At 65.3% G+C, this 26,199-nt stretch carries 25 protein-coding genes; 5 read left to right on the forward strand and 20 right to left on the reverse strand.

Annotated elements, in window-relative coordinates; all coding sequences use genetic code 11:
* Positions 1-41: 41 nt before the first annotated feature.
* The 4 genes from HCA61_RS06490 to HCA61_RS06505 are packed head-to-tail and all read right to left on the reverse strand — an operon-like array spanning position 42 to position 4,752.
* The gene (locus HCA61_RS06490; RefSeq protein WP_169687330.1) at positions 42-1,334 is read right to left on the reverse strand and encodes an acyl-CoA dehydrogenase family protein; all 1,293 of its coding nucleotides are present in this window, start codon (positions 1,332-1,334) and stop codon (positions 42-44) included.
* Between the two features lie 38 nt (positions 1,335-1,372).
* Complete coding sequence (locus HCA61_RS06495) at positions 1,373-2,158, reverse strand: SDR family oxidoreductase (RefSeq protein WP_169687331.1); 786 nt, start codon at positions 2,156-2,158, stop codon at positions 1,373-1,375.
* Complete coding sequence (locus HCA61_RS26765; RefSeq protein ID WP_169687332.1) at positions 2,155-3,249, reverse strand: zinc-binding dehydrogenase; 1,095 nt, start codon at positions 3,247-3,249, stop codon at positions 2,155-2,157. The genes HCA61_RS06495 and HCA61_RS26765 overlap by 4 nt, the downstream gene beginning before the upstream one ends.
* A 12-nt stretch (positions 3,250-3,261) precedes the next feature.
* A complete protein-coding gene (locus tag HCA61_RS06505) occupies positions 3,262-4,752 on the reverse strand; it encodes a fatty acid--CoA ligase family protein (protein WP_169687333.1) in 1,491 nt (496 codons plus the stop codon).
* Positions 4,753-5,008: 256 nt separating this feature from the next.
* Between HCA61_RS06505 and HCA61_RS06510 the strand changes: the two genes are divergently transcribed.
* The gene (locus tag HCA61_RS06510; protein ID WP_169687334.1) at positions 5,009-6,055 is read left to right on the forward strand and encodes a phosphotransferase family protein; all 1,047 of its coding nucleotides are present in this window, start codon (positions 5,009-5,011) and stop codon (positions 6,053-6,055) included.
* A gap of 2 nt (positions 6,056-6,057) precedes the next feature.
* Entirely contained in the window at positions 6,058-6,999 is a 942-nt protein-coding gene (locus tag HCA61_RS06515) for an enoyl-CoA hydratase (RefSeq protein WP_206039762.1), read from the forward strand.
* An 8-nt stretch (positions 7,000-7,007) separates the two neighbouring features.
* Here HCA61_RS06515 and HCA61_RS06520 read toward each other — a convergent pair whose 3' ends face one another.
* The 7 genes from HCA61_RS06520 to HCA61_RS06550 form a co-directional block, all read right to left on the reverse strand.
* Entirely contained in the window at positions 7,008-7,421 is a 414-nt protein-coding gene (locus HCA61_RS06520) for a DNA-binding protein (protein ID WP_169687336.1), read from the reverse strand.
* A 78-nt stretch (positions 7,422-7,499) separates the two neighbouring features.
* Complete coding sequence (locus HCA61_RS06525; RefSeq protein WP_206039685.1) at positions 7,500-8,762, reverse strand: C4-dicarboxylate ABC transporter substrate-binding protein; 1,263 nt, start codon at positions 8,760-8,762, stop codon at positions 7,500-7,502.
* 11 nt (positions 8,763-8,773) lie between these two features.
* Positions 8,774-9,835, reverse strand: a complete 1,062-nt coding sequence (locus HCA61_RS06530; RefSeq protein ID WP_169687338.1) for an LLM class flavin-dependent oxidoreductase — start codon at positions 9,833-9,835, stop codon at positions 8,774-8,776.
* Positions 9,832-10,317, reverse strand: coding sequence for an OB-fold domain-containing protein (locus HCA61_RS06535; protein WP_169687339.1), 486 nt, complete (start codon positions 10,315-10,317; stop codon positions 9,832-9,834). Before HCA61_RS06535 ends, HCA61_RS06530 begins: the two co-directional genes overlap by 4 nt.
* Before the next feature lie 5 nt (positions 10,318-10,322).
* Complete coding sequence (locus HCA61_RS06540) at positions 10,323-11,471, reverse strand: thiolase family protein (RefSeq protein ID WP_169687340.1); 1,149 nt, start codon at positions 11,469-11,471, stop codon at positions 10,323-10,325.
* Positions 11,468-12,265, reverse strand: a complete 798-nt coding sequence (locus HCA61_RS06545) for an SDR family oxidoreductase (protein ID WP_169687341.1) — start codon at positions 12,263-12,265, stop codon at positions 11,468-11,470. Before HCA61_RS06545 ends, HCA61_RS06540 begins: the two co-directional genes overlap by 4 nt.
* A gap of 103 nt (positions 12,266-12,368) precedes the next feature.
* On the reverse strand, positions 12,369-13,226 hold the full coding sequence (locus HCA61_RS06550; RefSeq protein ID WP_169687342.1) for an SDR family oxidoreductase: 858 nt from the start codon (positions 13,224-13,226) through the stop codon (positions 12,369-12,371).
* A 92-nt stretch (positions 13,227-13,318) separates the two neighbouring features.
* Between HCA61_RS06550 and HCA61_RS06555 the strand changes: the two genes are divergently transcribed.
* Positions 13,319-13,795: a nuclear transport factor 2 family protein gene (locus tag HCA61_RS06555; RefSeq protein ID WP_169687343.1), complete on the forward strand. Its 477-nt coding sequence runs from the start codon at positions 13,319-13,321 to the stop codon at positions 13,793-13,795.
* Positions 13,796-13,804: 9 nt separating this feature from the next.
* Here the strand turns inward: HCA61_RS06555 and HCA61_RS06560 are convergent, their stop codons facing one another.
* The 5 genes from HCA61_RS06560 to HCA61_RS06580 form a co-directional block, all read right to left on the reverse strand.
* The gene (locus HCA61_RS06560) at positions 13,805-14,020 is read right to left on the reverse strand and encodes a ferredoxin (RefSeq protein WP_206039686.1); all 216 of its coding nucleotides are present in this window, start codon (positions 14,018-14,020) and stop codon (positions 13,805-13,807) included.
* A 1-nt stretch (position 14,021) separates the two neighbouring features.
* Positions 14,022-15,218, reverse strand: a complete 1,197-nt coding sequence (locus HCA61_RS06565) for a cytochrome P450 (RefSeq protein WP_169687344.1) — start codon at positions 15,216-15,218, stop codon at positions 14,022-14,024.
* Positions 15,219-15,237: 19 nt separating this feature from the next.
* Positions 15,238-16,521 carry a C4-dicarboxylate ABC transporter substrate-binding protein gene (locus HCA61_RS06570; RefSeq protein WP_169687345.1) on the reverse strand — a complete coding sequence of 428 codons (1,284 nt, stop codon included), beginning with the start codon at positions 16,519-16,521 and terminating at the stop codon, positions 15,238-15,240.
* A gap of 200 nt (positions 16,522-16,721) precedes the next feature.
* Positions 16,722-17,462 carry an FCD domain-containing protein gene (locus HCA61_RS06575; protein WP_169687346.1) on the reverse strand — a complete coding sequence of 247 codons (741 nt, stop codon included), beginning with the start codon at positions 17,460-17,462 and terminating at the stop codon, positions 16,722-16,724.
* Positions 17,463-17,592: 130 nt separating this feature from the next.
* Complete coding sequence (locus HCA61_RS06580) at positions 17,593-18,654, reverse strand: enoyl-CoA hydratase/isomerase family protein (RefSeq protein WP_169687347.1); 1,062 nt, start codon at positions 18,652-18,654, stop codon at positions 17,593-17,595.
* Positions 18,655-18,709: 55 nt separating this feature from the next.
* Between HCA61_RS06580 and HCA61_RS06585 the strand changes: the two genes are divergently transcribed.
* Positions 18,710-19,924 carry a CoA transferase gene (locus tag HCA61_RS06585; RefSeq protein ID WP_247273375.1) on the forward strand — a complete coding sequence of 405 codons (1,215 nt, stop codon included), beginning with the start codon at positions 18,710-18,712 and terminating at the stop codon, positions 19,922-19,924.
* Positions 19,921-21,321, forward strand: coding sequence for an amidohydrolase family protein (locus HCA61_RS06590; RefSeq protein WP_169687348.1), 1,401 nt, complete (start codon positions 19,921-19,923; stop codon positions 21,319-21,321). Before HCA61_RS06585 ends, HCA61_RS06590 begins: the two co-directional genes overlap by 4 nt.
* Positions 21,322-21,325: 4 nt before the next feature.
* Here HCA61_RS06590 and HCA61_RS06595 read toward each other — a convergent pair whose 3' ends face one another.
* The 4 genes from HCA61_RS06595 to HCA61_RS06610 all read right to left on the reverse strand — a co-directional run bounded on the left by HCA61_RS06595 (position 21,326) and on the right by HCA61_RS06610 (position 26,163).
* Entirely contained in the window at positions 21,326-22,225 is a 900-nt protein-coding gene (locus HCA61_RS06595; protein WP_169687349.1) for an LLM class flavin-dependent oxidoreductase, read from the reverse strand.
* Between the two features lie 49 nt (positions 22,226-22,274).
* Positions 22,275-23,372 (reverse strand): 2-oxoacid:ferredoxin oxidoreductase subunit beta, encoded by a 1,098-nt coding sequence (locus HCA61_RS06600; protein ID WP_169687477.1) that lies wholly within the window; start codon positions 23,370-23,372, stop codon positions 22,275-22,277.
* Positions 23,372-25,327 (reverse strand): 2-oxoacid:acceptor oxidoreductase subunit alpha, encoded by a 1,956-nt coding sequence (locus HCA61_RS06605; protein WP_169687478.1) that lies wholly within the window; start codon positions 25,325-25,327, stop codon positions 23,372-23,374. The genes HCA61_RS06600 and HCA61_RS06605 overlap by 1 nt, the downstream gene beginning before the upstream one ends.
* A 119-nt stretch (positions 25,328-25,446) precedes the next feature.
* Entirely contained in the window at positions 25,447-26,163 is a 717-nt protein-coding gene (locus tag HCA61_RS06610) for a dienelactone hydrolase family protein (protein WP_169687350.1), read from the reverse strand.
* Between the last annotated feature and the right edge of the window lie 36 nt (positions 26,164-26,199).

Here is a 26,199-nt window from a genome sequence, read left to right on the forward strand (position 1 = left end):
CCGGAACCACGGGTCCCGGTCCCCTTGCTCGAACCACTGCTTCAGTCTTCGAGACCCGCCAGTTGCGCCGCGAACTTGCGCCGCGCGTGTTCCTCGAGCCCGGGCAGGTGGTAGCTGGGGAACAGACCGTCATGCGGCGTGGCGTCGCGCAGCAACTGACGGGCAAGACCCACCTTGTGGATCTCGGTGGCGCCGTCGGCCAGACCCATGTGGTAGCTCTCGAACAGCCACTTACCCAACGGAAGTTCCTTCGACACACCCAGCGAACCGTGCAGCTGGACCGCGCGGGAGGTGACGTCGAGCAACACCTTCGGCATCGCGGCCTTGACCGCGGCGATGTCCTTGATGACCTTCTTGTAGTCCTTGTAGTGATCGATCCGCCATGCGGTGCGCAGCACCAGCAGGCGGAACTGCTCGATCTGCAGCCACGAATCGGCGATCATCTCCTGCACCATCTGCTGATCGCCGAGACGCTTGCCGCGCGTCGTACGCGACACGGCGCGCTCGAGCATCATGTCGAGCGACGCCTGCACCAGTCCGACCGTGCGCATCGCGTGGTGGATGCGACCGCCGCCGAGACGGGTCTGCGCGACCTCGAACCCCTGCCCGACCCCACCGAGGATGTGGTCCTTCGGGATCCGGACATCGGTCCACCGTGTGTAGGCGTGGGTGCCGACCTCGTAATCGTGACCCCACACCCCGGTGTTCCGGACGATCTCGAGCCCAGGGGTGTCGGCCGGCACGATGAACTGCGACAGGCGCTTGTGCGGCTCGGCGTCGGGGTCGGTGACCGCCATGATGATGTAGAACGACGCGAAGCGCGCGTTGCTGCCGAACCACTTCTCGCCGTTGATGACCCATTCGTCACCGTCGAGGACGGCCGTGGTCTCGAACTCGACGGGATTCGACCCGCCCTGAGGTTCGGTCATCGCGTAGCACGAGACGATCTCGTTGTTGATCAGCGGCTCGAGATACCGCTCTTTGAGTTCGGGTGTCCCGTAGTGGGCGAGGATCTCGGTGTTGCCCGAGTCCGGTGCCTGCGCACCGAACACGATGGGGCCCGAGTGGGTGCGCCCGACGATCTCGTTGAGCAGAGCAAGTTTGAGCTGCCCGAATCCCTGGCCGCCGAGATCCGGTCCGAGGTGCGTCGCCCACAGGCCCTTCTCCCGCACCTTGTCCTGCAGCGGCGGGATCAGTTTCTGACGCAGCGGGTCCTTCAGGTCCCACGCGTGGGTGATGACCTTGTCGATGGGCTCGACCTCGTTCTTCACGAAGTCCTCGGCCCAGTCGAGGACCTTCTGGTACTCGGGATCTGTCTCGAAACCCCAGCTCATGCACGTTCCTTTCTCGAAAAGTATTCGGCGTGTACGGCTCAGCGCATCGCGGTGCGGCCGCCGTCGACCGGGATGATCGCGCCGCTGGTGTACGTGGAGCCGGGACCCGCGAGGTAGAGCGCGGCGCCGATGATCTCGTCGGGGTTACCGGCGCGCTGAAGCGGAAGTGTCTTGAACTTCTCCGCCACGACGTCCATGTCCCACGACTTGCTGATATCGGTCAGGAACGGTCCTGCCATGATCGCGTTGACGCGCACCGTCGGCCCGTACTCCTGCGCGAAGCCCTTGGTGATGATGTTCAGTCCGGCCTTCGCCGCCGCGTACGGGAGGTCGCTCGGCGTGGGCCTCTCCGAGGCGATGGAACTGATATTGATCACCGAACCGCCGCCGGCCTCGACCATGCGCGGGGCGATCAGCGTCGTCAGCCGGAATGCTCCCTTGAGATTGACGTCGAAGACCTTGTCGAACAACGCTTCCGTGATGCTGCCGAGCGAATCGTAGAGTGGCGACATGCCCGCGTTGTTGACGAGGATGTCGACGCGGCCGAATTCCGCGTACACCTGCTCGACGAGGGCTTCCTGTGCGTCCCAGTCGCCGACATGGCATGCGACCGGAAGTGCCTTGCGGCCAGTGGTCTCGGCAACCTCGGAGGCGAGCTTCTCGCAGCTGTCGATCTTGCGGCTGACGATGACGGTGTCTGCGCCGGCTTTCGCGAAGGCGAGCACCATTTCCCGGCCGAGGCCGCGGCTTCCACCGGTGACGAGCGCGACCTTGCCTTGCAGTGGCAGTACGTGAGCTGCCGACGGCAGTGTCTGGTCGGTCATCGTGTTGCCTCCTTGTCGGGCGAGATCGTCCCGCCGGATTCGCTGGTCTTGCAGTCTTTCTCGACGTGATTGCCAGTGAGCGGCACGACGGCTTTGCCGGTCGCGGTGCCGTCGAGCATGCCGAGAAACGCGTCCCACGCGCCCTCGATACCGCCCCCGAACTCCGTCTGCACGGGGCGGACCGCGCCGATGTGAAGCCACTCGGCCATCCGGTTCTCGAATTCTTCCCGCGCGTCGAGGTGGTCGCGGAGCAGGAATCCCTCCATCCGGGCGCGGCGCCAGACGAGTTTGATGAGGTTGTTCGGGCCCGGCTGCGGGGTCGCGGAGTTGTAGATGCTGATCATCCCGCACAGCGCGATCCGCGCGTGGTCGTTGATCACCCGGACAGCAGCCTCGAGGTGCTCGCCTCCGACGTTGTCGAAATAGACGTCGAGTCCGGTCGCTCCCACCTCTGCCATCGCGGCGCGGAGCAGGTCCTTGACCGAACCGTCGTGGTAGTCGAATGCGGCATCGGCGCCGAGCCTGCGGACCAACTCGACCTTCTCCGGGCTACCCGCGCTACCGATCACCGTGGCACCCCGCAGTTTTGCGATCTGCACCACGGTGGACCCGACTGCACCGGCCGCCGACGACACGAACACCACGTCGCCCGACTCGATGCGGGCGATTCGCTCGCACCCCACCCACGCCGTCATTCCGGGGATGCCCATGGGGCCGAGATGGTCGGCGGGCGCGAGGTCGTCGTGCAAAAGCACGGTGCATTCACTCGCCGGCACCAATGCGTGCTCGCGCCAACCGTACTCGTGCTTCACGAGGGTGCCGGCGGGGATCGACTCGTCGGCCGACGCGGTGACGCGACCGATCGTGGGGGCGAGCATCGGCTCGTCCAGCGGATACGGCTCGGCATAGGTGGCCTCACCGCCGATCCTGCCGCGCATGTACGGCTCGACCGACATCACGAGATTCTGCACTCGGACGAAACCCGGCTCGGGCGAGCCTACGGCGACGTCGACGAGTTCGACATCGGATGCGCTCGGGCGGCCCGTCGGCCGGGATCGGAGCACCCACTGGCGGCTGGGGATGGAAGACACGGACCCTCGCTCTCAGGCGGATTCGGCAGTGACCTGTGTGACCAGATCACGACGCACGAGCTTGCCGGTGGCGGTCTTGGGCAGTTCATCGACGAACACGACGTCGTCCGGTGTGCGGGATCCGCGCAGTCGCTCGCGGCACCAGGCGCGCACCGCTTCCGGCTCGGCATGGGTGTCGTCGACGGGCACGATGACGGCGCAGATGCGTTCGCCCCATTCGTCGTCCGGGACGCCGATCACGGCGACCTCGCGGACGTCGTCATGGCGAACCAGGACGTCTTCGATCTCGGCAGGAGCGATGTTCTCGCCACCGCGGATGATCGTGTCGTCTGCGCGACCGCCGATGAACAGGAACTCGTCCTCGATCCGGGCACGGTCGCGGGTGGGGAACCAGCCGTCGGCGTCGAGCACCGAGCCCTTGCCCATGTATTCGCCGCTGACCTGCGCCCCGCGGACCCACAGCAGCCCGGTGTCGCCGTCGGCGAGCACTGTGGTGTCGTCTTCCGCACGGATCTGCGCCTCCATGCCGGGCACGATCCGCCCGACGGAGGACAGCCGATGGCGCAGTGCGGGATCTGCGAGTGCCTCGCGGTGGTCATCGGGTCCGAGCACCGCGATCGTCGAACTGGTCTCGGTGAGGCCGTAGGCGTTGACGAAACCGGTGTCCGGGAAAGCAACGAGGGCGCGTTCGAGAACGGGCTGCGCCATCCGCGCTCCACCGTATGCGAGCGACGCCAGCTTCGGAGCGCCCGCGGATTCCCCGCCGAGGTGGTCGACGACGCGGGCGAGCATCGTGGGCACCACCATCGCGCTCGTGACCGCCTCCTCGCGGACGAGATCGAGCCAGTGCTGCGGGGTGAAATCGGGCAGGTACACCATGCGACGCCCGGCGTAGATGTTGCTCAGCACCGCGCCCATCCCGGCGATGTGGTAGGGCGGTGTACTGATCAGTGTCGCCTGTTCCTCACCAGCAGAGCCGAATTCGACGGTGTTGAACAGATACGACGTCAGGTGGTGGTGGCGGAGCAACACACCTTTGGGGGCGGAGGTGGTGCCGGAGGTGAACAGGACGACCGCGGTGGCGTCGTCGTCGGCCGGCAGGTGATCGGATGGCCCGGCGGCCCGTGCGGCGTCGAAGAACTCGTCAGTGGTCAGCAGGTGCCCCGCTGCGCCTTCGAGCTTGTCCTTGTAGGCCGGATCGGCGACGATCAACGGCCTTTCGAGCTGTGCGACGAGGTCGCGAAGCTGTTCGGTCGCGAGCCGGTAGTTCAGGGGCGCGATCGGGATGCCCGCCTTCGCCGACGCGAATGTGAGGACGGGCAGGATGGGCCCGTTGACTCCCACGAACACCAGGTGCGCTGCCCCGCGTTCCTTCAGGACCGTCGCGCCACCCGATGCGATTTCATCGAGCCGGGAGTAGGTCAGTCCCGACTCGCGGCGGCCGATCGCCACGCGGTCCGGAACGACCGAGGTCGCCATGTCGAGAACCATTTCGATACCCATTGCACCACCTGAAGGAGAACGATTCGCTGCCAGCCGGTCCGCTGTCGCAGCAACCGGGCGCCGTCCTCGGACTCTAACAATCATGCGCCTGAATGTGAAGCTAATCATGACAATGGTTTGCACGAATGTGTAGAGTGCCGTGAGAGTGGCCCCGGTCACCCACAAGTACATCCGATTCCGCGGGCGGACCATGGCACGTTCGAAGTACCACAGGCACCGCCCGGGGAACACGATCGAAGACACGAGGTGAACCCCGATGAGCGATCGGGACATGGTGGATATCCCGGCATTGACGTCCTGGCTCGACAGCAAAGGTGTCGGCACCGGACCGATCACCGATGTTGTCGCACTGACCGGCGGAACCCAGAACATCCTGGTCCGCTTCGTCAGGGACGGCAGCGAGTACGTGTTCCGCAGGCCGCCGCTGCACAAGCGCAGCAACAGCGACGAGACCATGCGCCGGGAAGCGCGCGTCCTCACCGCACTCGGAGGCACCGACGTCCCCCACCCGCGCCTCGTTGCGGCATGCGACGACCCCGAGATCATGGGTTTCGCCTTCTTCGTCATGGACGCGATCAGCGGCTTCACCGCCACCACCGAGGTGCCCGAGCCACACGCGTCGTCGGCGGACCTACAGCACGCGATGGGGCTGGCCATGGTCGACGCCGCCGCCGCGCTCGGCCGCGTCGATCCCACAGCGCTTGGGCAGACGCAGGTCGATCGCGCCGACGGCTGGATCGACCGGCAGGTCGGACGCTGGCGCAAGCAACTCGATTCCTACCACGAACTCGACGGCTGGCCCGGACCCGATCTCGACGGAATCGACGAACTCGGCGCATGGCTCGACGCGCACCGCCCCACCGAGTGGAACAAGGGCGTCATTCACGGCGACTTCCACTTCGGCAACGTCATGTTCCGGCACGACAGTCCCGACGTCGCCGCGGTCGTCGACTGGGAGCTCGCCGCGATCGGCGATCCGCTGCTCGATCTCGGACACCTGCTGGCCACCTGGCCCGACCCGAACGAGCCTCGCACGAAGGGGCTGGCCCGCCAGCTCGACGGCCTGCCGTCCCGCAACGAGCTCATCGCACGATACGGCGAGAAGAGCGGCCGCGACATGACCGGATTCGACTGGTATCAGGTACTGGCCTGCTACCGCCTCGCCATCATCCTCGAGGGCACACATGCCCGCGCATGTGCAGGCAAGGTCGACGAGGCACTCGGGAAGCACTTCCACAGCGTGTCCCAGGCCCTGCTCGACCAGGCACGCGCACTCGTCTCCACATCACCGCAGGCCGTCTGAGCCTGTTCCAGGAAGGACTCTCCCCCGTGAGCACTGACCCCCGGGCCACCACCGAATACAAATACCTGCAGTACGAGACCCACGACGACGGCACCATCGTCCGCATCGTGCTCGACCGCGTCAAATACCGCAACGCCCAGAACCGCGGGCTCCTCGTCGAACTCACCGCCGCGTTCCTGCGGGCCGAGGCCGACGACGACGTGCGCGTGGTGATCCTCGCCGGCAACGGCCCGGTCTTCTCCTCCGGGCACGATCTCGGCAGCCCGGACTACCAGGCCGAACGCAACCCCGGCCCCGACCAGCACTGGTCGTACACTTGCACAGGCGGCACCAAGGACGCCGTCGAGTCGCGCTTCCATCAGGAATGGCACTACTTCTACGAGAACACCCGTCGCTGGCGCGATCTCCGCAAGATCACCATCGCCGAGGTGCACGGAAACGTCTTCTCCGCGGCGCTGATGCTCACGTGGGCCTGCGATCTCATCGTCGCAGCGGAAGGCACCCAATTCGCCGACGTCGTTGCCACACGACTCGGCATGTGCGGGGTCGAATACTTCGGTCATCCTTGGGAATTCGGCCCGCGCAAGGCCAAGGAACTGCTCCTCACCGGCGACAGCCTCGACGCGGAGGACGCCCGCGCTCTCGGCATGGTAAGCAAGGTGTTCCCGGCGGACGACCTGACGGAGCGGACCCTGGAGTTCGCTCGTCGCATCGCCCAGGTGCCCACGATGGCGGCGTTGCTCGTGAAGGAGTCGGTCAACCAGAGCCAGGATGCGATGGGCTTCTCCAACGCACTCGACGCCTGCTTCACGATTCATCAGCTCAACCACGCCCAGTGGACCCACTTGTCGGGTGGCAAGGCCGTCGTGGGGACTCCGGAGCTAGGAATGCCCGACTGGAAGACCGCGCCCCCGATCAGGCGCGCGGATCCCTACACCCCCTGATCGCCCGGTCAGGAGTCAGTGCGCTTCAGCAGTCGTTCGTAACGCTGACGGGCAGCCTGGGTACTTCCAAGGCCGAGCCCGAACGCGATGTCCTGCCAGGTCATCCCGCGTTCACGGGCAATTCGGAGGACCAGCGCCTCCAGCTGGTCCATCTCCGCTCTGGCCTTCGGGATCAGACCGAGAGCAGCCGTGACGTCGGCGGCGTCCACGTCGGGTTCTTCAGGACCCGGCTGGTGGACGCCGCCGGCGAGCGCGGCGACGATGCGGATCGCGCCCAGCGGGTCGAGCATCTCCGGATGAGACTGGCGTGCACGCTGTTCCGCTGTGACCCCGTGGCGTTCGGCGATTCGGAACAGACCGGCGTACTCGCGGTGGGCACGTTCCCGACCGGGGTTCGGTGGAGTGAATTCATTCTCTGTCATACATACAGCGTGAGCCGTGAACGTCGTGTTGTCAACTAATTGTTGCAAACATGTCGTTCACGGCTCATCGCGTGCTGTTCAGGAAGGGCGATGCTCGAGCAACACCTCGGCGAAGAGCTCGTCGACGAATGCCGTCGTGTCGAGCTTCTCGGGGCTGTACCACTCGGCAAATCCGGTGTAGTCCACGGTGTTCTCGTAACCCAGATCGGTCACTGTCGTCTTCCACTCCGCAGCAGAATCCCGCACTCGCCGAACAAACTCGTCGCCGCCCGGGGCCGTCTCCGCGAGCCCGTCCACTATCTCTTCGTTCTTCGCGGTCAACGCGTCACGGGCATCATCAGCGAACGGCTCGGCCGCCCCTCCGAATTGAGCGATGGTCGCAGATGCGGCGACCGTACCTTCCCAGATCTTGTTCATACTGCCCTCGACGAAGACGTCGAGACGATCCCACATCAGTTGCTGCGCGACCAGCGGAAGGCCCTCCCACACATCGGCGTTCATAGCCAGCGCACCCGAGGTGTTCACGAATCCCGCCTCGGGATCGATCGTGATGTGCGGCGCAACCTCCATGATGCCCGCGATCATGCCCGCGGTGAGGGTGGTGGCCGCGCACGCCGCGACCCCGCGCTGCAAACTCTCGTAGTACTCGGTATATCCGATCGACACCGGGTTGCCTCCGAGCGCGGAGACCTGGGTACCGAGCGTCGCCGAGCCGGACGCAATCGACTGACCTTTCAACTCGGCCAGATCATTTCGGGCCTGCGCGCAGATCAGTGCGATCGAACCCGAGTTGAACGACGGTATGAGAAGTTTCAGGTCCTGTTCCTCGTATTCGGAGATGAACTCCGGTGTAGAGAAGGCCACATCGACCGGCCACGCGTTCGATGACAGGCTCCCCACGACCACGCTGTTGTCCGACAGGACACTCGCGTTGTTGAGGGCGAAGGTGACCGGGTACTCCTGCGGTTCATACGCACCCATGACCTGGGCCAGGTCGAGCCGGCCGTCCTGCACCGCGTTGTCCGCTTCGGTCGGCGAGGCCACACCGTTCGAATAGACCATGTCGAATGTGATCTTGCCGCCCGACCATTCGGACACGGCTTCGGCGTACTTCTCGATATGCTGACCGCCCGATGCGCCCTTCGCCGCGGGAGACTGGGTGTGGATCACGATCGGGTCGACAGATTCGAACGCCTCCTGATACTCCTCGATACTCGCCCCGTACTCGACACCGGCACCACCGCCCTGCCCGCCGGCACCACCCGATTCGGCACAGGCCGTCAATACCGTTGCGCTCGCGGTGATACCCGCGACCGCACACGCAACCGATCGAAACCTCATGATCGACTCCCTCATTTCCTGATCGTTCCCGCCGATTGTTCCGAGATCGGGCCCAGCCGCGACTCGGCCGAGCCCCGGAGGCCTGACTTCTCGAGTTCGGGAAGGACCTCGGAGGCAAACAGTTCGAGGCTCCGCCAACCGATTTCGGGTGGGAGTCCACCCATCAGCGGCTGAAACATGAGTTCCGAATCATCGCCCCGTTCCCGTGCGAACTCCACGCACTGCTCGGGGGTGAGCACCACGAACTGCGGCTGCTTCTTCAGGTCTTCCACGGTCTCGACGTGTGTGTACCCGGTCGTCCCGACACCGCGCTCCTTCGCCCACTGCGCATTCATGTTGGTCGTGTACATCAGGTGCGGTGCGAGCAGTTCCCAATCGCCGTCGGGATCGTTGGTCACGTGCAGGAACAACGGGCCGGCCGGCGCGGGACGCGGTGGAATCGGAAGTCCCAGCTTCGTCCGCTCGGTGTCGTACAACTCGTACAGCCGCTCCTTCTCCGACCCGGCTGGCATGTAGTTGTCGCCGAGACGCGCTGCACGCGCCGCGGACGCATCGGCCGAGCCGCCGATGTAGATCGGGGGGCGTGATGGGCCGACGGGCGTGGGACGCACCCGTACCGTCTTCCCGCGGAACTCGAATTGTTCACCGGTCCAGGCTTTGTCGAGGGTCTCGACGACCTCTTCGAGAATGCGGACACGTCGCTTCATCGGCACGTCGAACATCTCGAATTCGTCGGGCCGGTAGCCGATCCCCATCGTCATCTCGACGCGACCGCCGCCACCGACGAGGTCGAGGGTCGCGAGGTCCTCGGCGAGCCGCAACGGATGATGCAACACCGCCACGAGCGCCGAGAAATGGACGTGGATCCGCTCGGTGCGCCCGAGCATCGCGGCGCCCAGGATCATCGGGGAGGCACAGTAGCCGTCTTCGGCGCCGTGGTGCTCAGCGATGTACACGGTCTCGAACCCGAGCGAATCAGCCCAGCCGGCCTGCTCGACCGCGGCCTGGTAGAGGTCGACGGCCGGAGCGCCGATCGCCGGTGCTCGCATGTCATAGCGCAGTGAGAGTCTCATCGCGAGTGCCTTTCTCGTTCCGGCCGGTCACCCTCGAGCGCGAAGGTCGGCAAGGTGTGGGTATCGAAGACCGTCGGAGACAGGACCACCCGGTCACCGATCCGTGGTGTGTCCGCGCCGTCTCCGATGAGGTCGGTCACGAGGCGTACACCTGGCGCGTCCTCGAACTCCACGAGTGCCACGGTGTACGGCGCGGTGGATCCCGACGGCAGGAACGCGCGGTGCACGGTGGTGAACGAGTAGATCACTCCTCTGCCCGCGACACCCGACCACTCGAATTCGTCGTCGTGACCGCACGGGCAGCCCGGTCCGGGGTACCAATGCCAGCGCCGGCATGCGCGACACCGCGGAAACACGAGTTCTCCGCGGCTCACTCCGTCCCAGAACGGTGCCAGTTCGGGAACATCGGTCAGTGGTGCGAAATCCGGTACCGATGCTGTGACGATCCCGGACGTGTCGGTGGAAGGTTCATTCTCGGTCACGTTCCTCACCGGTCCTTCGTCAAGATCAACGTCGTGTGTTCGCCGCCTGCCAGCGCAGCGACCAGTGCGGTCGCGACATCGGGCACCTGCGCCTGCCCGCGCACGCCCCGCACCTGGCGTACGGCCTCGATCACGTGGACGATCCCGGGGATGTAGGCGTACGCGAGGTGGCCGCCGTGGGTGTTGACCGGGAGCGAGCCGCCAGGCCGCGTGTGCCCGGCACGGTGGAAATCCACCCCTTCGCCACGACCGCAGAGTCCGAGGTCCTCCATCTGGATGGCTTGCGAGATGGAGAAGCAGTCGTAGATCTCGGCGACATCGATATCTGCGGGGGTGAGTCCGGCATCCGCGAATGCCCGTGGTCCGGACACGGCAGAACCGAACGAGCACATGTCCGCCGCCTGGGTGAAATACGAGGTCATCGACGGGCCCACCGCCACCGTCGACGATCCCGCCACGACGACGGGTGTCCCCTCGAGGTCGCGTGCTCGTTCGTTCGTCGTGACGACGAGTGCACCGGCACCGTCGGAGATCAGACAACAATCTGCGGCCCGCAGCGGCGACGCGATCATGGGTGAGGCCAGATAATCATCCTCACTGAGCGGCTTCGGACGCTGCGCGTTCGGCGTCATCGTCGCCCAGACGCGGTTCGAGACGGCAATCGATCCGAGCGCGTCCTGTTCGATCCCGTATGTGTGGCAGTAGCGTTGTGCCCACGCAGCGAAATACACCGGTTGCCCATACCAGCCGAAGGGCATTTCCAGGCTCGCCTTCACCGGGTCCTGCGCGTGGAAGCCGTAGGGGCCTCCGGGCTTCGACCCTGCGTAACCGTAGTAGACGAGGACGGTGTTCGAACGCCCCGATTCCACTGCTGCACGCGCGGTCTCGACTGCGGCAAGGGGTCCTGCCCCCGCGGGAATTCCGGGAGCTGCCGTGTACCTGCGTTCGACGCCGAGCGCGACCGACACTTCATCGGGCCCGGGGTACGCACCTGCCGCGACCACCCCGTCGATGTCCGAGGCGGTCAGCCCCGCATCGTCGAGCGCATTGCGGCACGCGTCGAGGACGAGTTTCGCGATGGGACGGTCCAGGGACCGGCCGAACTGCGATTCACCGGCCCCCACGATCGCCGCGGCAGAAGCTGTCGCGTTCATCCGCGCAGTCCACGCCAGGCCGTCGTACCGCCGTCGACGGGGACGACGATCCCGGTGAGGAACGACGAGTCGTCGGATGCGAGGAATGCGGCGACCTTTGCGATCTCGTCGCCGGTGCCGAAACGGGGGATGAGGTGGGCTCCGACCATCCCCCGTTTCCTGGTTTCGCGGGCCTCGTCGGATTCTGCAGCGTCGAGGAAGGCACGGCTCATCGGGGTCTCGATGGAACCCGGTGCGAAGGCGTTGACGCGGACCTCCGGAGACAGTGCGATGGCGGAGGTGCGGGTGAGCTGGATGACCGCGGCCTTGCTCGACGGGTACGCGGTGCTGACGTAACCGACCATTCCGGCGACGGATGCGGCATTGATCACCGACGGCCCGCGACCCGAAGCGCGTAGGTGCGGTGCCGCGCATTTCGTTGCCAGCCAGACCGATTTGACGTTGATCGCGTAGACCTTGTCCCAGACGTCCTCGGGTAGCTCTTCGAAGGCCGTGTTCTCGGTGAAGGCATTCTCCATGACACCGGCGTTGTTCACGAGTGTGTCGAGACCGCCGGCCGCGGACACGACGGTGTCGATCATGCCGGAGATGGCGGAACTGTCCGCAAGGTCCACCGTGATCGCAACGGCTGCGACACCCATCGCTTCGATTTCGGCGGCGACATCCTTCGCGCCGTCACCGTTGAGGTCGGCGACACCGACGAACTCGGCGCCGCGCCTGGCGTACTCCAGCGCGATGTCGCGGCCCATGCCCTGGGCTGCTCCGGTGACCAGCGTCCGCTTACCTGTCAGCATGTACTTCTTCCCTTCTCTGCCGGCTGTGGTTCCTGCCGGCTACGTCTCGCTGTCGACTGCATCGACCTGCGTCGACGGCATCTCCATCAGGGCCGGGCCTCCGCTACGCGGTACGTCCGGCTTCCAGCAACGTCACGGGTTGCTCATACCGGCCACTGGTGTACGGCGAACGGCCCGCGATACCCGTCATCCCGGCATCGACCGGGAACGTCACTCCGGTGACGTAAGCGGCCTCGTCACTCGCCAGGAAGAGCACGCCGGCAGCGACGTCCTCCGGTGTGAGCGCGCGGTCCATCAGGGCGTTGCTGCCGAGTGCCGTGTCGGCACCTGCGAGGTCGTCGGCGCCGTCTGCCACGACGGCAGCGGTCATTGGCGAGACCACGGCTCCGGGAATCACGGTGTTGACCCGTATTCCGAACGGCCGCAACTCAGCTGCCACCGACTTCGACAGACCCACGACGGCAGCTTTCGCCGCGCTGTACACGTGTGGTCCGACGCCTCCGAGAACTCCGGCGGGGCTCGATGTCGAGATGATGACACCCGATCCCTGCGGTTTCATCACGCGCGCAGCATGTTTGAATCCACACAGCACTCCGCGAAGGTTCACCGCGAGCGTGACGTCGGCCGCGTCCATCGGCGTCCGGTCGATCGGTCCCAGTGCGCCCATCACACCCGCATTGTTGAACATCACGTCGAGTCGGCCGAAGTGCTCGACGGCGAGATCCACGGCTGCCGCGACATCCGACTCGACGGTGACGTCGGTGCGCACGAACCGGGCACGCTCACCGAGCTCCGCCGCAAGGGCACGGCCGGCTTCCTGCACATCGGCCACGATGACGCAGGCACCCTCCGAGTGCAGCGCCTGCACCACGGCTTCACCGATCCCGCTCGCTCCGCCGGTTACGACCGCGACCCGGCCCTCGAACCTTCCGATGTTCGTCGATTCCGTCAACCGTCGCATCCGTTCTCTTCGTACCCAACATATTTCATTGCTCACGGATTCGTCCGGCACACCCTATAGTCGAGCCACCATCGATCAGGAGGAGAGAACCCGTGTCCACCGAATCCCATCTGCAGGCCACCATCGAGCAGCTCGCCGGCCGAGTGGCAGCACTCGAATCCGAACGCGCCGCAGCCGGTTTGATGCACCGCTATGCTGCGCAGCTCGACGCCCCGGCGCCGGAGAAGCTGGCATTGCTTTTCGCCGACGACGGTGCGCTCGTCACGCGTCTCGGTACGTTCCGTGGCCACGACGAGATCGGAGGCTTCTTCCGGACGGCCGGCGGCACCGATCCCTCCGAGAAGCGGCATTTCGTGTGTCAGCCGGAAGTCCGCTCCATCTCGACGGGTCTTGTCCAACTCGACTGCTACTTCGGGTACACAGCACGCGCCGCCCACGGGTCCGGTCTCGGCTGGGGAACGTACTCCGCCGTGATCCGGACCGAGGTGGGTGACGCGCGATTCGAGTCGCTGGCGATCGATGTCCATGTCGGTACCGATCTCGCCCGCGGCTGGCCGCGCGAACACTAGGCGAAATACTCAGCGGGTGAAGGTGATCGCGTGCTCCGGGCACGCGTCCACCGACGCCTCGGCCTGACCGGCCAGCTCCTCCGGGACGGAGAACTCGTCGCCTGCCTGCGCGACGAAACCCTCTTCGTCATCACTCAGCAGATCGGGTGCGACAGAGTAGCAACGCCCATGTCCCATGCACTTCTCACGCGTGATCGACATCGCCGGTCCGGATATCGCCGCCATGTCAGACCTCCCATTCCAGTTCGAGTTCCTTCAGGGTCAATTGGGACCCACGTTCGACCAACTCGGCACCGTCCTTGATTCGATACTCCGGGATCAACTTGTGCCACTCCTCGAGCACGACAGCGAGTTCGAGACGTGCCAAGTGCATTCCGAGGCAGCGGTGCGGCCCCGCACCGAATGCGAGGTGCTGGTTGATCCCCGGCCTACCGAGGACGAAGGTGTCCGGGTCGTCATACTTTCGGGGATCTCTGTTCGCCGAGCCGATTCCGAGCCAGATCACGTCCTTCGCTGCCATGTCGATGCCCTCGAATTCGCAGCTCTCCTGCACCTCGCGCCCTGCCTGGATCACCAGCGGATACAACCGGATGAACTCCTCGACCGCGTCGCGCGTCGACTCAGGTTCCTCGACCAGTATCCGGCGATCGTCTTCGTGGGTCGCAAGGTGCGTGAAGATGTATCCGAGTGCCGACCGGGTGGTGTCGAGGCCGGCAAGCATGATGGACATACAGGTGGTGAGAATTGTGTCGTGCGAGAGGAGTTCACCATCGAGCTCGGCTTGGACCAGGCGGGTGACCATGTCCTCGGCGGGATCCCGCGGATTCTTGCGTCGCTGCTCGATGGCCACGGTGAAGTAGTCCAGGATCTTCTGCCTCGGAACCTCGGCACCGTCGAGATCGCCCTGGAGCATGCAGTTGAACATCTCTTCGGTCCACGGCAGGAAGAAGTCGCCGTCTTCGACCGGCAGGCCCATCAGCACCAGGAAGAGATCGGTCGGGTACCGGATGGCAAACTCTGCCACGAAGTTGCAGTGCCCCTTGGGGGCGAGCTCCTCGAGCAGTTCCACACAGCGGGTATGCGCCAGTTCCTCCATACGTCGAACCGCAGCGGGCGCGAAGAACGGATTGATGATGCGACGAAACTTCTGGTGCTCTTCCCCGTTGAGGTCCTGGGGAAGCAACGGAATCCTGCTCTCGGGGAACAACGCCGTACGAACCGCAGTCGTCCAGTTCCTGTGATTCTGGAAACCCGCGAGAACATCCTCGTAGCGCGTGAGCATCCAGAAACCACGTTCGGTGGTGTCGTTGAAGTGGAACCGTGCGGCCTCACGCTCTGCGTCGAGAGTTGCGTAGTGGCCGTAGATTTCGGACTCTTTAGTGTAGTCGGTGTGGCTGACGGGGCAGCCCGTTGCGTGCGTCATTCATTTCCTCCGGTTGTGGTCAGGACGGGCGGTGTGGCAGGAAGATCTCCTCGTAGACCTTCGCGCTGTAGTCCTCGAGATCGAGCACCTCCGGGCTGTACCACGTAGCGAACTCGTCGTAGGGGACATCGTCGTACAGATCGGCCAGCGTGGATGCCCACTTGTCGGCCGACGACTCGATGCGGTCGACGAACGCGTCGCCGTCCTCGAATGCCGCGTTGGTCCGCTGCGCGCCGAGGAGCCGCTCGTTCTCGGCTGCGAGTGCGGCACGGGCGTCTTCGGCGTAGGGGCCGACGGTACCGTTTGCGGCGAGGACCGCTTTCATCCCGTCTGCCGTGTTGGGCAGAATCTTGTCTTCGATGTTCGACTCGACGTACACGATGAGGCTGTCCCAGATCAGCTGCTGCGCGACAAGCGGAAGCTCTTCCCACGCTTCGGCACTCATGGCTATACCACCCCAGCCGACCGCGACGCCTGCCTCCGGATCGATCACCACCTGCGGCGTCTGTCCGAGGAAGCCGCCGAGCATTCCGACGGTGAAGGAGGTGACTGAGCAGTCGGCGATGCCGCGTTCGAGCGCCTCGAACAGTTCGGTGTATGCGATCGACACCGGCGTTGCGCCGAGCGACGCGACTTCGGCATTGATCGAAAGACCGGAAGCGGTGACCTGAGCGCCCCTGGTGGACGCGAGATCTCGCCGCTCGGTGGCACAGAACAGCCCGTTGGAACCGGAATTGTACGCTGGCAGCAGCAGCTTCATGCCTTTGTCCTCGTACTCCGCGACGAGTTCCGGAGTCTCGAATGCCACTTCGTTGGCCCAGGCATTCGATTGCAGCGGTCCGAGCACCGGCGTCTGGAGCGAGACGAAGCTCGAGTCGATCAGGGCGGCCGTCGCGGGATACTCCGACGGTTCGTACTGCGGGATCACGTGTCCGAGGTCGAGCCGGCCGTCCATCAGCGCATTGTCGATCTCTGCGGGAGGTGCGACTGCATTCGAGTAGGCGACGTCGAAGGTGATCTTGCCGCCGGACCACTCGGTGATCCGGTCGAGGTATTTCTCGACCGGTACGCCGGTCGCCGAGTCCTTCGGGGCGGGGGATTGAGTGTAGAGCTGGATCGGATCGACATCCTCGAACGCCGCGATGTAGTCGTCTTTGGTGGCGCCGTATTCGACGCCGTCGCCGCCTCCGCCACCGGAGGCCGAGGCCGATTCGGCGCATCCCGCAACAAGCGTTGCGGCGAGTGCCAGGGCGGCGGTCGAGCCGCAGAGCGTCCTCGAGCGAGTGGTGCGGAAAGGGGTCATGCGCTGCTCCGTCTCTTGGGGTGCGTAGCACGCTCACGCATCGGTGATGCAAATCACGACTATCATGCGCATGATTAGTTCCATTGTCAACACTTGTTCATGACCCAGGTCACTGGACACCGCGACTCACGGAACGACAGCAGCGGCGAGGCAACCGTGGTCGCCTCGCCGCTACGGGTCGGGTCAGGGATGTGGGCCCGTCAGGTGACGGCACCCCACGCTATCGGCGTTTCGAGTGCATCCGGGTAGTGCTTCTCCTCGTAACGCCAGATGCCTGCAATGTGCTCTTCCATCGCAATGAGCGCGGCCTCCGGGTCGCGGTCGGCGACAGCATGGTAGATCTTCTCGTGGATGTCGAGTGTGGCGCGGCGGTGCCGTTCCGAGTACTCCATCCCCATCGCCGATCCGTCCAGCATGTCGAGCAATGCGTGAATGAGATAGCCGAACAGGGCATTTCCCGACCCCTTCGCCACGGTGTCGTGGAACACGCGGCTCATCTCGAGGAAGATCTCACCGTCGTCGAGGTTTTCGCGCATGTGCTCGACCGAGTACTTCAGATCGGCCAACTGCTGCTCGTTGATCCGCTCGGCGGCGAGCTTGGCCATCATCGGCTCCAGCGCCGTCCGCGCCTCGACGATGGTTCGGAACGGCGCGTTCTCGAACTGCAACAGGAGCGTGATCGAGGTCGCAAGACCTTCACTGTCCGGTTGCTGGACGATCGGCCCACCTCCCGGCCCCGGTTTCAGTGCAATCACACCCTGCAACTCGAGAAACCGCAGGGACTCGCGCAGGGTGCCCCGGCCGACGTCGTATTCATCGAGCATGACGCGCTCCGGCGGCAGTCGATCACCGACCTTGTTCCCTCGCCGATTGATATCCTGAACGATCCGCTGCGCCACCAGCATCGCCGTTTTCTGCGGCCGTAGCCCTGCCCGTCCCATCGATGAACCTCCGCCGTCAGAACTCCCCCGGGTTCCCGGTCCGAGTACCCCAGATAAAATCTATGACAATCTTTACACTATAAGCGATCGATGACAACGATTTCTTGAGCATTCATCCATTGCATCGACATCATCCGAGCTCCGAGACCTCGTCGATCAATCCCCATGCGAGCGCGCGCCCGGCATCGAGAGCACACGCGGTGACGAACAGATGCATTGCTCTCCACCTGCCGATCCGTCGTGGAATGCTCGCCGTCCCCCCGGCTCCCGGGATCAGACCCATCGACACCTCGGGAAGGCGGAACACCGTTCCCCGAGCCGCAACCACCCGGCTCGCGAAAGCCGGGATCTCGATCCCCGCACCGACGCAGTGCCCGTGCACCCGCACTTCGATCCGATCCGCAAGCCGCGCGACCAAGCGTCCCGCACCACCGCGAGTGCGGATCAGATGTGCGGTGGCGGTGTCAGGAGTGCGTCCGAATTCGTCGAGGTCTCCCCCTGCGCAGAACGACGGGCCCGCACCGTCCACCACGACACGCTCGATGCTGTCGTCGAGCTCGGCGAGGCGCAACGCCTCGACGAGCGCGTCACGCAACTGGGTCCCGTAGGCGTTGCGACGCTCGGGCCGGTTGAGCGTGATCCGCAGTGTGTCGCCGACGCGCGCGACGAGGACCGGATCTGCGGGGGCCGGCGGCGGAAGTGGGCGCGGTCCACGCTCGTCGAGCCACCGCAGGAACTCGGGGCCACCCTGCAACGTCGAGTACCCGAGCGACTCGACGTCGATCGCGGCAGCCACCCCCACGGTGTCGGCGGCTCGGAGCACATGCCGCACGACCAGCGAAGCGTGCGGATTCTGCGCGACAGCGGTGTCGAACGCCGACAGGCTCGCGCCGAGATCATCCGTGCCGACGACAGTCGACGACCGCGGATCGGGCCCCACCGAATAGGTCAGATCGAGGGACTCGAGTAGGGGCGCCAATGCCGTGTCATCGATCGAACCACCCGTGAATCTGCCGACGAGTAGGTGTTCGCTCCGCCTCGCCTGCTCAGCAGCACGCTCGATCACCGAGTCGGGCACGTCGTCCAGATCGACCACCAGGAGCGGGTGAGCGACCGCGCCACCATCACCGAGAATCGGCGTATCGGCGATCCCGTCTGCAAGCTCCACGGCAGAAATCGTGTTCGCGCCCATCAGTTCTGCCCTCGTGCTCGCCGCCTGCTCATTCCGGCAATGTAGCATCACGGGCGTGTTCGAATCCCCGTCCGCGGACTCGGTACGCGACTGGGCAGAAAGCGGAATCGCTTGCCTGACCGGCAGGCCCGACGGCCCCCCGCTGATCCCACCCGGACGTGCCGCAACCGTCGCCCACGAACTGTCGGCTCGGATCCGGTCTGCGACCGGCGGAGCGGTACAGCTCGACGGAGCGCGGCTGTTGTCCGAGCGGGCCGCGTTCACCGGACACCGGCGGGCAGGTGCGATCTCGGTCGGCGGCTCGTGCAGATTGCTGCCCACCGCCGACGGTTGGGCCGCAATCTCCTGCGCACGCCCCGACGATCCGCTGCTCCTCGGCGCACTGGTCGGTACCGACGTGGGCGAGGATCCCTGGCCCGCGGTCACCGAGTGGCTGGCAGAGCACACCGGCCACGACCTTCTCGAACTGGCGGAACCGCTCGGCATCGCTGCAGGACCGGTCTCTGCGGTTCCCACGACAACACCGCGGCCCCTCGTTCCGCGTTCGGTCGACGGGTTGCTGGTCGTCGATTTCAGCTCACTGTGGGCAGGTCCGCTGTGTGCACACATTCTCGGCCTTGCCGGTGCCCGCGTGATCAAGGTCGAGACTCCGACACGGCCGGACGGAGCGCGCTTCGGCAACGCCGAGTTCTACCGCCTGCTGCACGGTGGTCACGAGTCGGTGGTGCTCGACCCCGACGACGCAACCCAGCGCCGGGAACTCACGAACCTGGTGGCGGCAGCCGACATCGTCATCGAAGCGTCCCGGCCGCGGGCACTCGCGGGATTCGGCCTCGACGCCCACCGTTTCGTCGCGAACGGCGGCACGTGGGCGTCGATCACCGCGCACGGCCGCGATTGTTTCCGCATAGGTTTCGGCGACGACATCGCGGCCTCAGCGGGGTTGATCGCTCACGACGCGCACGGCCCCATGTTCGTCGGCGACGCCCTGGCCGACCCCCTCACCGGCCTCCACGCCGCAGCGCTCGCGTTGTCGCATCCCGCTGACAGCAGTGGAGTGCTGTGGGACATCTCGATGTCGGCGCTGGTGTCGTCCACGCTCGGCAGCGACCCGCGTCCACCTGTGTACGAGCGGGCCGGGCGTTGGTGGGTCGATGCACCGTCCGGCACGGTCGCGCTGACGGAACCGGAACGTCGTGAACCGGTGGGTGAGATCGCCGAATCCGGCCGAGATACGTCGAAGGTACTGTCCGAGTTGGGTATACGATGACCGATTTCATCCTGCGCAACGTCGAGATCGACGGTCGTACCGGACTCGACGTGCTCCTGCGCGCAGGTGCGGTCGCGCAGGTCGGAAAGGAACTGGAGGCATCCGAGCGGTGCGAGATCGTCGACGGCAACGGGTGCGCACTGATCCCCGGCCTCCACGATCATCACATCCACCTGCATGCCCTGGCCGCCGATCGCGTCTCTGTGCGCTGCGGACCGCCCGACGTCACCTCGTCCGACGACCTCGCGCGCACCCTCGCCTCTGCTCCGGGCGATGGGTGGATCCGCGGCGTCGGATACTTCGAATCCGTCGCCGGAATGCTCGATTCCGAGATCCTGGATCGTCTGCAGAGCACGCGGCCCGTGCGCATCCAGCATCGCAGTGGCGCCCTGTGGATACTGAATTCCGTGGCCGCTCGACTCGCGCGACTCGACACGGCCGATCATCCCGGCGTCGAACGCAACGACGCCGGCCACCCCACCGGACGGATATGGCGAGCCGACACGTGGCTGCGCGAACGTCTCCCCGCGACCACTGCACCCGAATTGGACTCGATCGGTGCGGAACTCGCGCGATACGGCATCACCGGTGTCACCGACGCGACACCCGATCTCCCACCGAGCACGGTCGAGGCCCTGATGGATGCGCACGCCACCGGCGCGATTCCCCAGCGTCTGCACCTGCTCGGCGCCCCCAGCGGCTTCCGTCCCAGCGAACCGCACTGCACTGTCGGTCCGTACAAGATCGTCATCGCCGACTCGGCTCTCCCCGACATCGACGACCTCGTCTGCTCCATTCGCCGCGTTCACGCGGCCGGTCGTGCCGTCGCGGTGCACTGTGTCAGTCGCGAAGCGTTCGTGATCCTCCTCGCAGCCCTCGACGAGGCCGGTCTGCACCGCGGCGACCGGATCGAGCACGGCGCACTCGTCCCGGCCGAATCGATCGACGACCTGCGACGACGAGGCATCCACGTGGTGACGCAACCTGGGTTCCTCGCCGACCGCGGCGACGCATATCTCCGCGATGTCGATCCCACCGACCTGCCCGATCTCTACCGCTGCCGCAGCCTGATCGACGGCGGAGTGCCCCTCGCGTTGTCGAGTGACGCCCCGTACGGCCCGGTGGATCCGTGGGAGGTCATGGTCGCCACCGTCACCCGGCGCTGCCCGACCGGTGACGTCGTCGGTGCAGTAGAGCGGATCACGCCGCCCGAGGCGCTCGACCGCTACCTTGCGCCCCTCGACGACCCGGGCGGACCGGCGCGTCACGTGACGATCGGCGCCGAGGCCGATCTGGTGTTGCTCGACGGGCCGCTCACGGAAGTCCTCGACGATCCCGATGCGCGGAGGGTGCGTGCCACGTGGATCGGTGGCCGCTGCGTCTACTCCGGCCCCTGATCTACTACAGGCCCCGCTCCTGAAGTGGCGCGATGACATCACGCCCGAACCTTTCGAGGGTTTCCGGTGGTGAGAAGTCGTGGAAGCGGAGCACGAACAGTTCCACTCCGCGCTTGTGTTCGACGGCGATCTGTTCGATCAGATCCTCGGCTGTACCGATCAGCGGTGCGCCCCAACCACTTTCCGGTAGTCTACGCAACACCGACGCCGTCACGCCTGGAATGTCCTCGGCTTCGTCCGCAAATCCCACCGCGTACTGGACCGAAATCCGGGCATCACCCTTGAGCGGTGCGAGTTCCTCGAGCCGGTTCCGTGCATGACCTACACAGTTCCACCAGTCTGCGTGACGTGCGACAAGCGGCATCGTCAAGGTCTTCCCCGCGCCACCGATGTGCACCGGAATTCGATCCTGTACGGGTGTCGGCAGTCCGTACGCCCCGCGCAACCGGAAATGCCTGCCGTCGTAGTCGAACTGCTCGCCCGTACACATCAGACGGAATATCTCGAGCGTTTCGTCGAGCGCTTCCGCGCGTTGCCGCCGCGAGCCGACCTCGACACCGAAGGTCTCGAATTCTGCCTCCACCGAACCCCATCCGAGCCCGAGGTCGAGCCGACCGCCGCTGATGTGGTCTACGGTGGCGGCCATCTTCGAGAGCAGGGCCGGGTGCCGGAACGGCGCACAGCCCACCATGTGCCCGAGCCGGATGGTGGAGGTGGCGCCGGCGAGCGCTGTCAACAATGTCCAGCTTTCGAGCGAATCCGTCGGTCTGCCACCCGGTGAATACAGATGATCCATGAGCCAGAACGAGTCGAAACCGGCCTGCTCCGCTGCCGACGCCCGGGCCTTCACTTCGTCGACACCGAGCCGGAACTGCGGAACGAACACACCGAATTGTATTGTCATCGATTACTTTCCGACATCGAAGGGATGGGCAGGATCGACGAAACGGATGTCATGACACCGTCCAGGTATTGGAGCCATCGAGCAACGACTGCAGATCTGCCGGTTCGTCGGCCACGGCGGCCGCGACCTGGGCGCGCGCCCCGTCGTCGTAGGTGGGTCGCGACACCGACCGTACGATTCCCGTGACCGTGTAGGTGAGGTCCTGCGCAGACAGCCGCGACAACGCATACGCGTACTCGGGATCCTCACAGTGCGCGTCGTGCACCACGATCTCGTCTCGGTCCACCTCGGTGATGTGTTCCACGCGCAGCCTGAATCCTCTTCGTACGACGCAGAGCTCGTCGTCGGTCCCGAAGATGATCGGTTCGCCGTGACGAACGTGGATGAGATGGTCCTCGGCATCCCCCTTGCGGAGTGCATCGAACGACCCGTCGTTGAAGATCGGGCAGTCCTGAAGGATCTCGACGAAGGCGGCCCCACGATGTTCGGCCGCCGCCAGCAAGATCTCGGTGAGCCCTGCGCGGTCGGAATCGAGCACCCGCGCCACGAAGGTCGCCTCGGCACCGAGGGCGAGTGACATCGTGTTGAAAGGGGTGTCGATCGACCCCATCGGCGTCGATTTGGTGATCTTGCCGGATTCCGAGGTGGGCGAATACTGCCCTTTCGTCAACCCGTAGATGCGGTTGTTGAACAGCAGGATCCGCATGTTCACGTTGCGTCGCAGGGCGTGGATCAGGTGATTTCCACCGATCGACAGCGCATCGCCATCACCGGTCACCACCCACACCGACAGGTCCGGTCGGGTCACGGCGAGACCGGTAGCGAAGGTCGGGGCCCGGCCATGGATCGAATGGACGCCGTAGGTGTCGAGGTAGTACGGGAACCGCGACGAGCACCCGATACCCGACACGAAAACGATGTTCTCCCGCTTCAGACCCAACTGCGGCAGCATGGCGCGGACCGTCGCGAGGATGACGTAGTCACCACATCCCGGACACCACCGGACTTCCTGGTCGGAGGTGAAATCCTTCGCCTTCTGCGGACTGTCGGTTCGTGGCACATCGGCAAGAGCACTGATCCCGAGGTCGGTTCCGACAGGCACGTGTGCGCTACCGTTGCGCACGGCACCGTTCGTGGTTCTTCCCATCATCGATCACCTCGCTGAATCGTCGCGGCCGCGGAGATCGCGGAGCGAGTCTTGGCGTCCTCACTGTCGCTCAGTGTGCCGTCGAACTCCGCGAGGAGTGCTGCGTGTAGTTCATCCGCGCGGAAGGCCATGCCGGAAACCTTGGTGACGGGCTGGATCTGTGCGGAACACCGCGCCTTCAGCAACATCGACAGCTGTCCCAGGTTCATCTCCGGAACCAGTACGCGCCGATAGCCTTCGAGCACGTCGCAGAGGTTCTTCGGCATGGGATTGAGGTGCCGGAGGTGAGCCCTGGCGACCGCACGGCCGCCACGGCGGGCACGGAACACCGCCTCACCGATCGGACCGTAGGACGAACCCCAACCGAGGACGAGGATCTCGGCGTCGCCCGTGGGGTCGTCCACCTCGAGGTCGGGGACGTCGATACCTGCGATGCGAGCCGCGCGTATGCGGGTCATCAACTCGTGATTGGTGTGGTGATACGAGATGTCGCCGGTGCCGTTCGCCTTCTCCAGTCCGCCGATACGGTGTTCCCGCGATGCGGTGCCGGGAATCGCCCAGTCCCGTGCGAGTGTCACGGGATCGCGGGCATACGGTTGGTAGCCCGGGTCGTCGTCATCCGGTGGTGTCGCGAATCGAGGTTCGATCGGGGCGAGGGCACTCACCTGGGGAATACGCCACGGCTCCGAGCCGTTGGCGATCGAGCCGTCGGACAGGAGCATCACCGGTGTCCGATACGACACGGCGATTCGCGCGGCCTCGAGCGCCGCGTCGAAGCAGTCGGCAGGCGACTGCGGCGCAATGATCGCAACCGGCGACTCACCGTTGCGACCGAACAGCGCCTGCAGCAGGTCGGCCTGCTCGGTTTTGGTCGGAAGACCGGTCGACGGCCCGCCGCGCTGGACGTCGACGACGACGAGCGGCAGTTCGGTCATCACCGCGAGTCCGATGGCCTCGGATTTCAATGCGATCCCAGGACCGGAGGTACTGGTGACCCCCAACGCGCCACCGTACGATGCCCCTACCGCCGCACCGATACCGGCGATCTCGTCCTCCGCCTGGAAAGTGTGGACGCCGAAACGTTTGAGTCGGCTCAGCTCGTGGAGGATGTCCGACGCGGGCGTGATCGGGTAGCTGCCGAGGAAAACTTCCATACCTGCCGCCTTGCCCGCAGCGACCAGTCCATAGGCGAGCGCAGTATTGCCGGTGATCTGGCGGTAGGTACCCGGCGGCAGATCAGCGCGGTCCACTTCGTAGGTCGATGCGAAGGCTTCGGTCGTCTCCCCGTAGTTCCGACCCGAGCGCAACGCAAGTATGTTGGCGCGGACGATGTCCGGCTGCGACGCGAACTTGGCTTCGAGAAAGTCCTCGACCGCAGTGATCGCGCGGCCGTACATCCACGACAGAAGGCCGAGCGCGAACATGTTCTTCGCTCTGTTGGCCTCTTTCTTCCCCACTCCGGAGGGTTCGACCGCACCGAGCGTCATGGTGCTCATGGGGACGGCGTGTACCTGCAGGTGCTCGAAGTCGTCCGACTCGAGCGGGTTGCTGTCGTACCCCGCCTTCGAGAGGTTCCGCTTGCTGAACTCGTCACTGTTGACGATGAGGATGCCGCCGTCGGGCAGGTCGCCGACGTTCGATCTCAGCGCTGCCGGATTCATCGCTACGAGCACGTCGGGCCGGTCACCCGCGGTGAGGATGTCGTGGTCGGCGATCTGGATCTGGAAACTCGACACCCCGGGGAGAGTGCCCTGCGGTGCACGGATCTCAGCCGGGAAGTTCGGTTGCGTGGCGAGATCGTTCCCGAAGGCTGCGGCTTCGGCAGTGAACCGGTCTCCGGCAAGCTGCATGCCGTCGCCTGAGTCTCCGGCGATGCGGATGACGACCTGGTCCAGCCTCGTCACGTGCTGGTCGGGCTTCGCGATGTGCGACGTGCGGGTGCCCTTCGACTCCATACTTGTCTCGCTTCCCCCGGCCCCTGTGCGGTCCGGTGCCTGCGCTCCATAGTCGTCTTCTGTCGCGTACATGCAACCGGTTCCAGCAGTTTCTGTGGAACTTCCCGGCTGGACGTCGGCTAGACGCGCGGCAACGTGTCGCCGATGAACCGCAGTACCTGCGGCCACGACACGGCATATGCGTCGGCATTGATCGGGTTCGTGTGGCGTTCTCGGCTGCTGAATCCGTGCTCGGCCCCGGGGAAAACCGCGATGATGCTCGCGCCCGCGGTTCGATTCTGCAGCGCGCTCTGCAGTTCGCCGAACGTCTCGGGGGACATGACGGTGTCGGCGCCGGCGTGAAGAATCATCACCGGTGCGGTGATACGTGATGCGGACTCGACCGCCTCGACGGTGTGATTCGGGGGCGAGGGCGCGAAGATCGATGGGTGGTAGGCAATCACATTCGCCAGCCGGGGATCGCCACCGCCGAGGATCAGCGCCAGCCGGCCACCGAGACACCAGCCGATCACCCCCATCTTCGACAATCCGAGTTCACCGAAGGCGTACTCGAGCAGAGTGTTCAACTCGGCGAGGACGGCGTTGTCCTGAAGTGCGCCCATCCATTCGACCAGCTTTTCCCGCGGCGTGTCCTCGGCACTGTGGCCGTGCCACGGGTCCCACACGAGGGCGGTCACGCCGGTGCCTGCGATGTCCTCGGCGTACTCGCGGACCTGCTCGTTGATACCGGTGATCATGGGGAGCAGCAGCATCCCGCCGCTGCTTCCGCCGAGGGGGCGGGCGAGAAACGCCCGTAGACCACGGGCTTCGACGAACTCCGCTTCGATGTCGGTCACGTGATGCACCTTTCGACGATGGACCTGCGCCCCATC

Source organism: Rhodococcus sp. HNM0563 (assembly GCF_012726195.1).
GTDB lineage: Bacteria > Actinomycetota > Actinomycetes > Mycobacteriales > Mycobacteriaceae > Rhodococcus.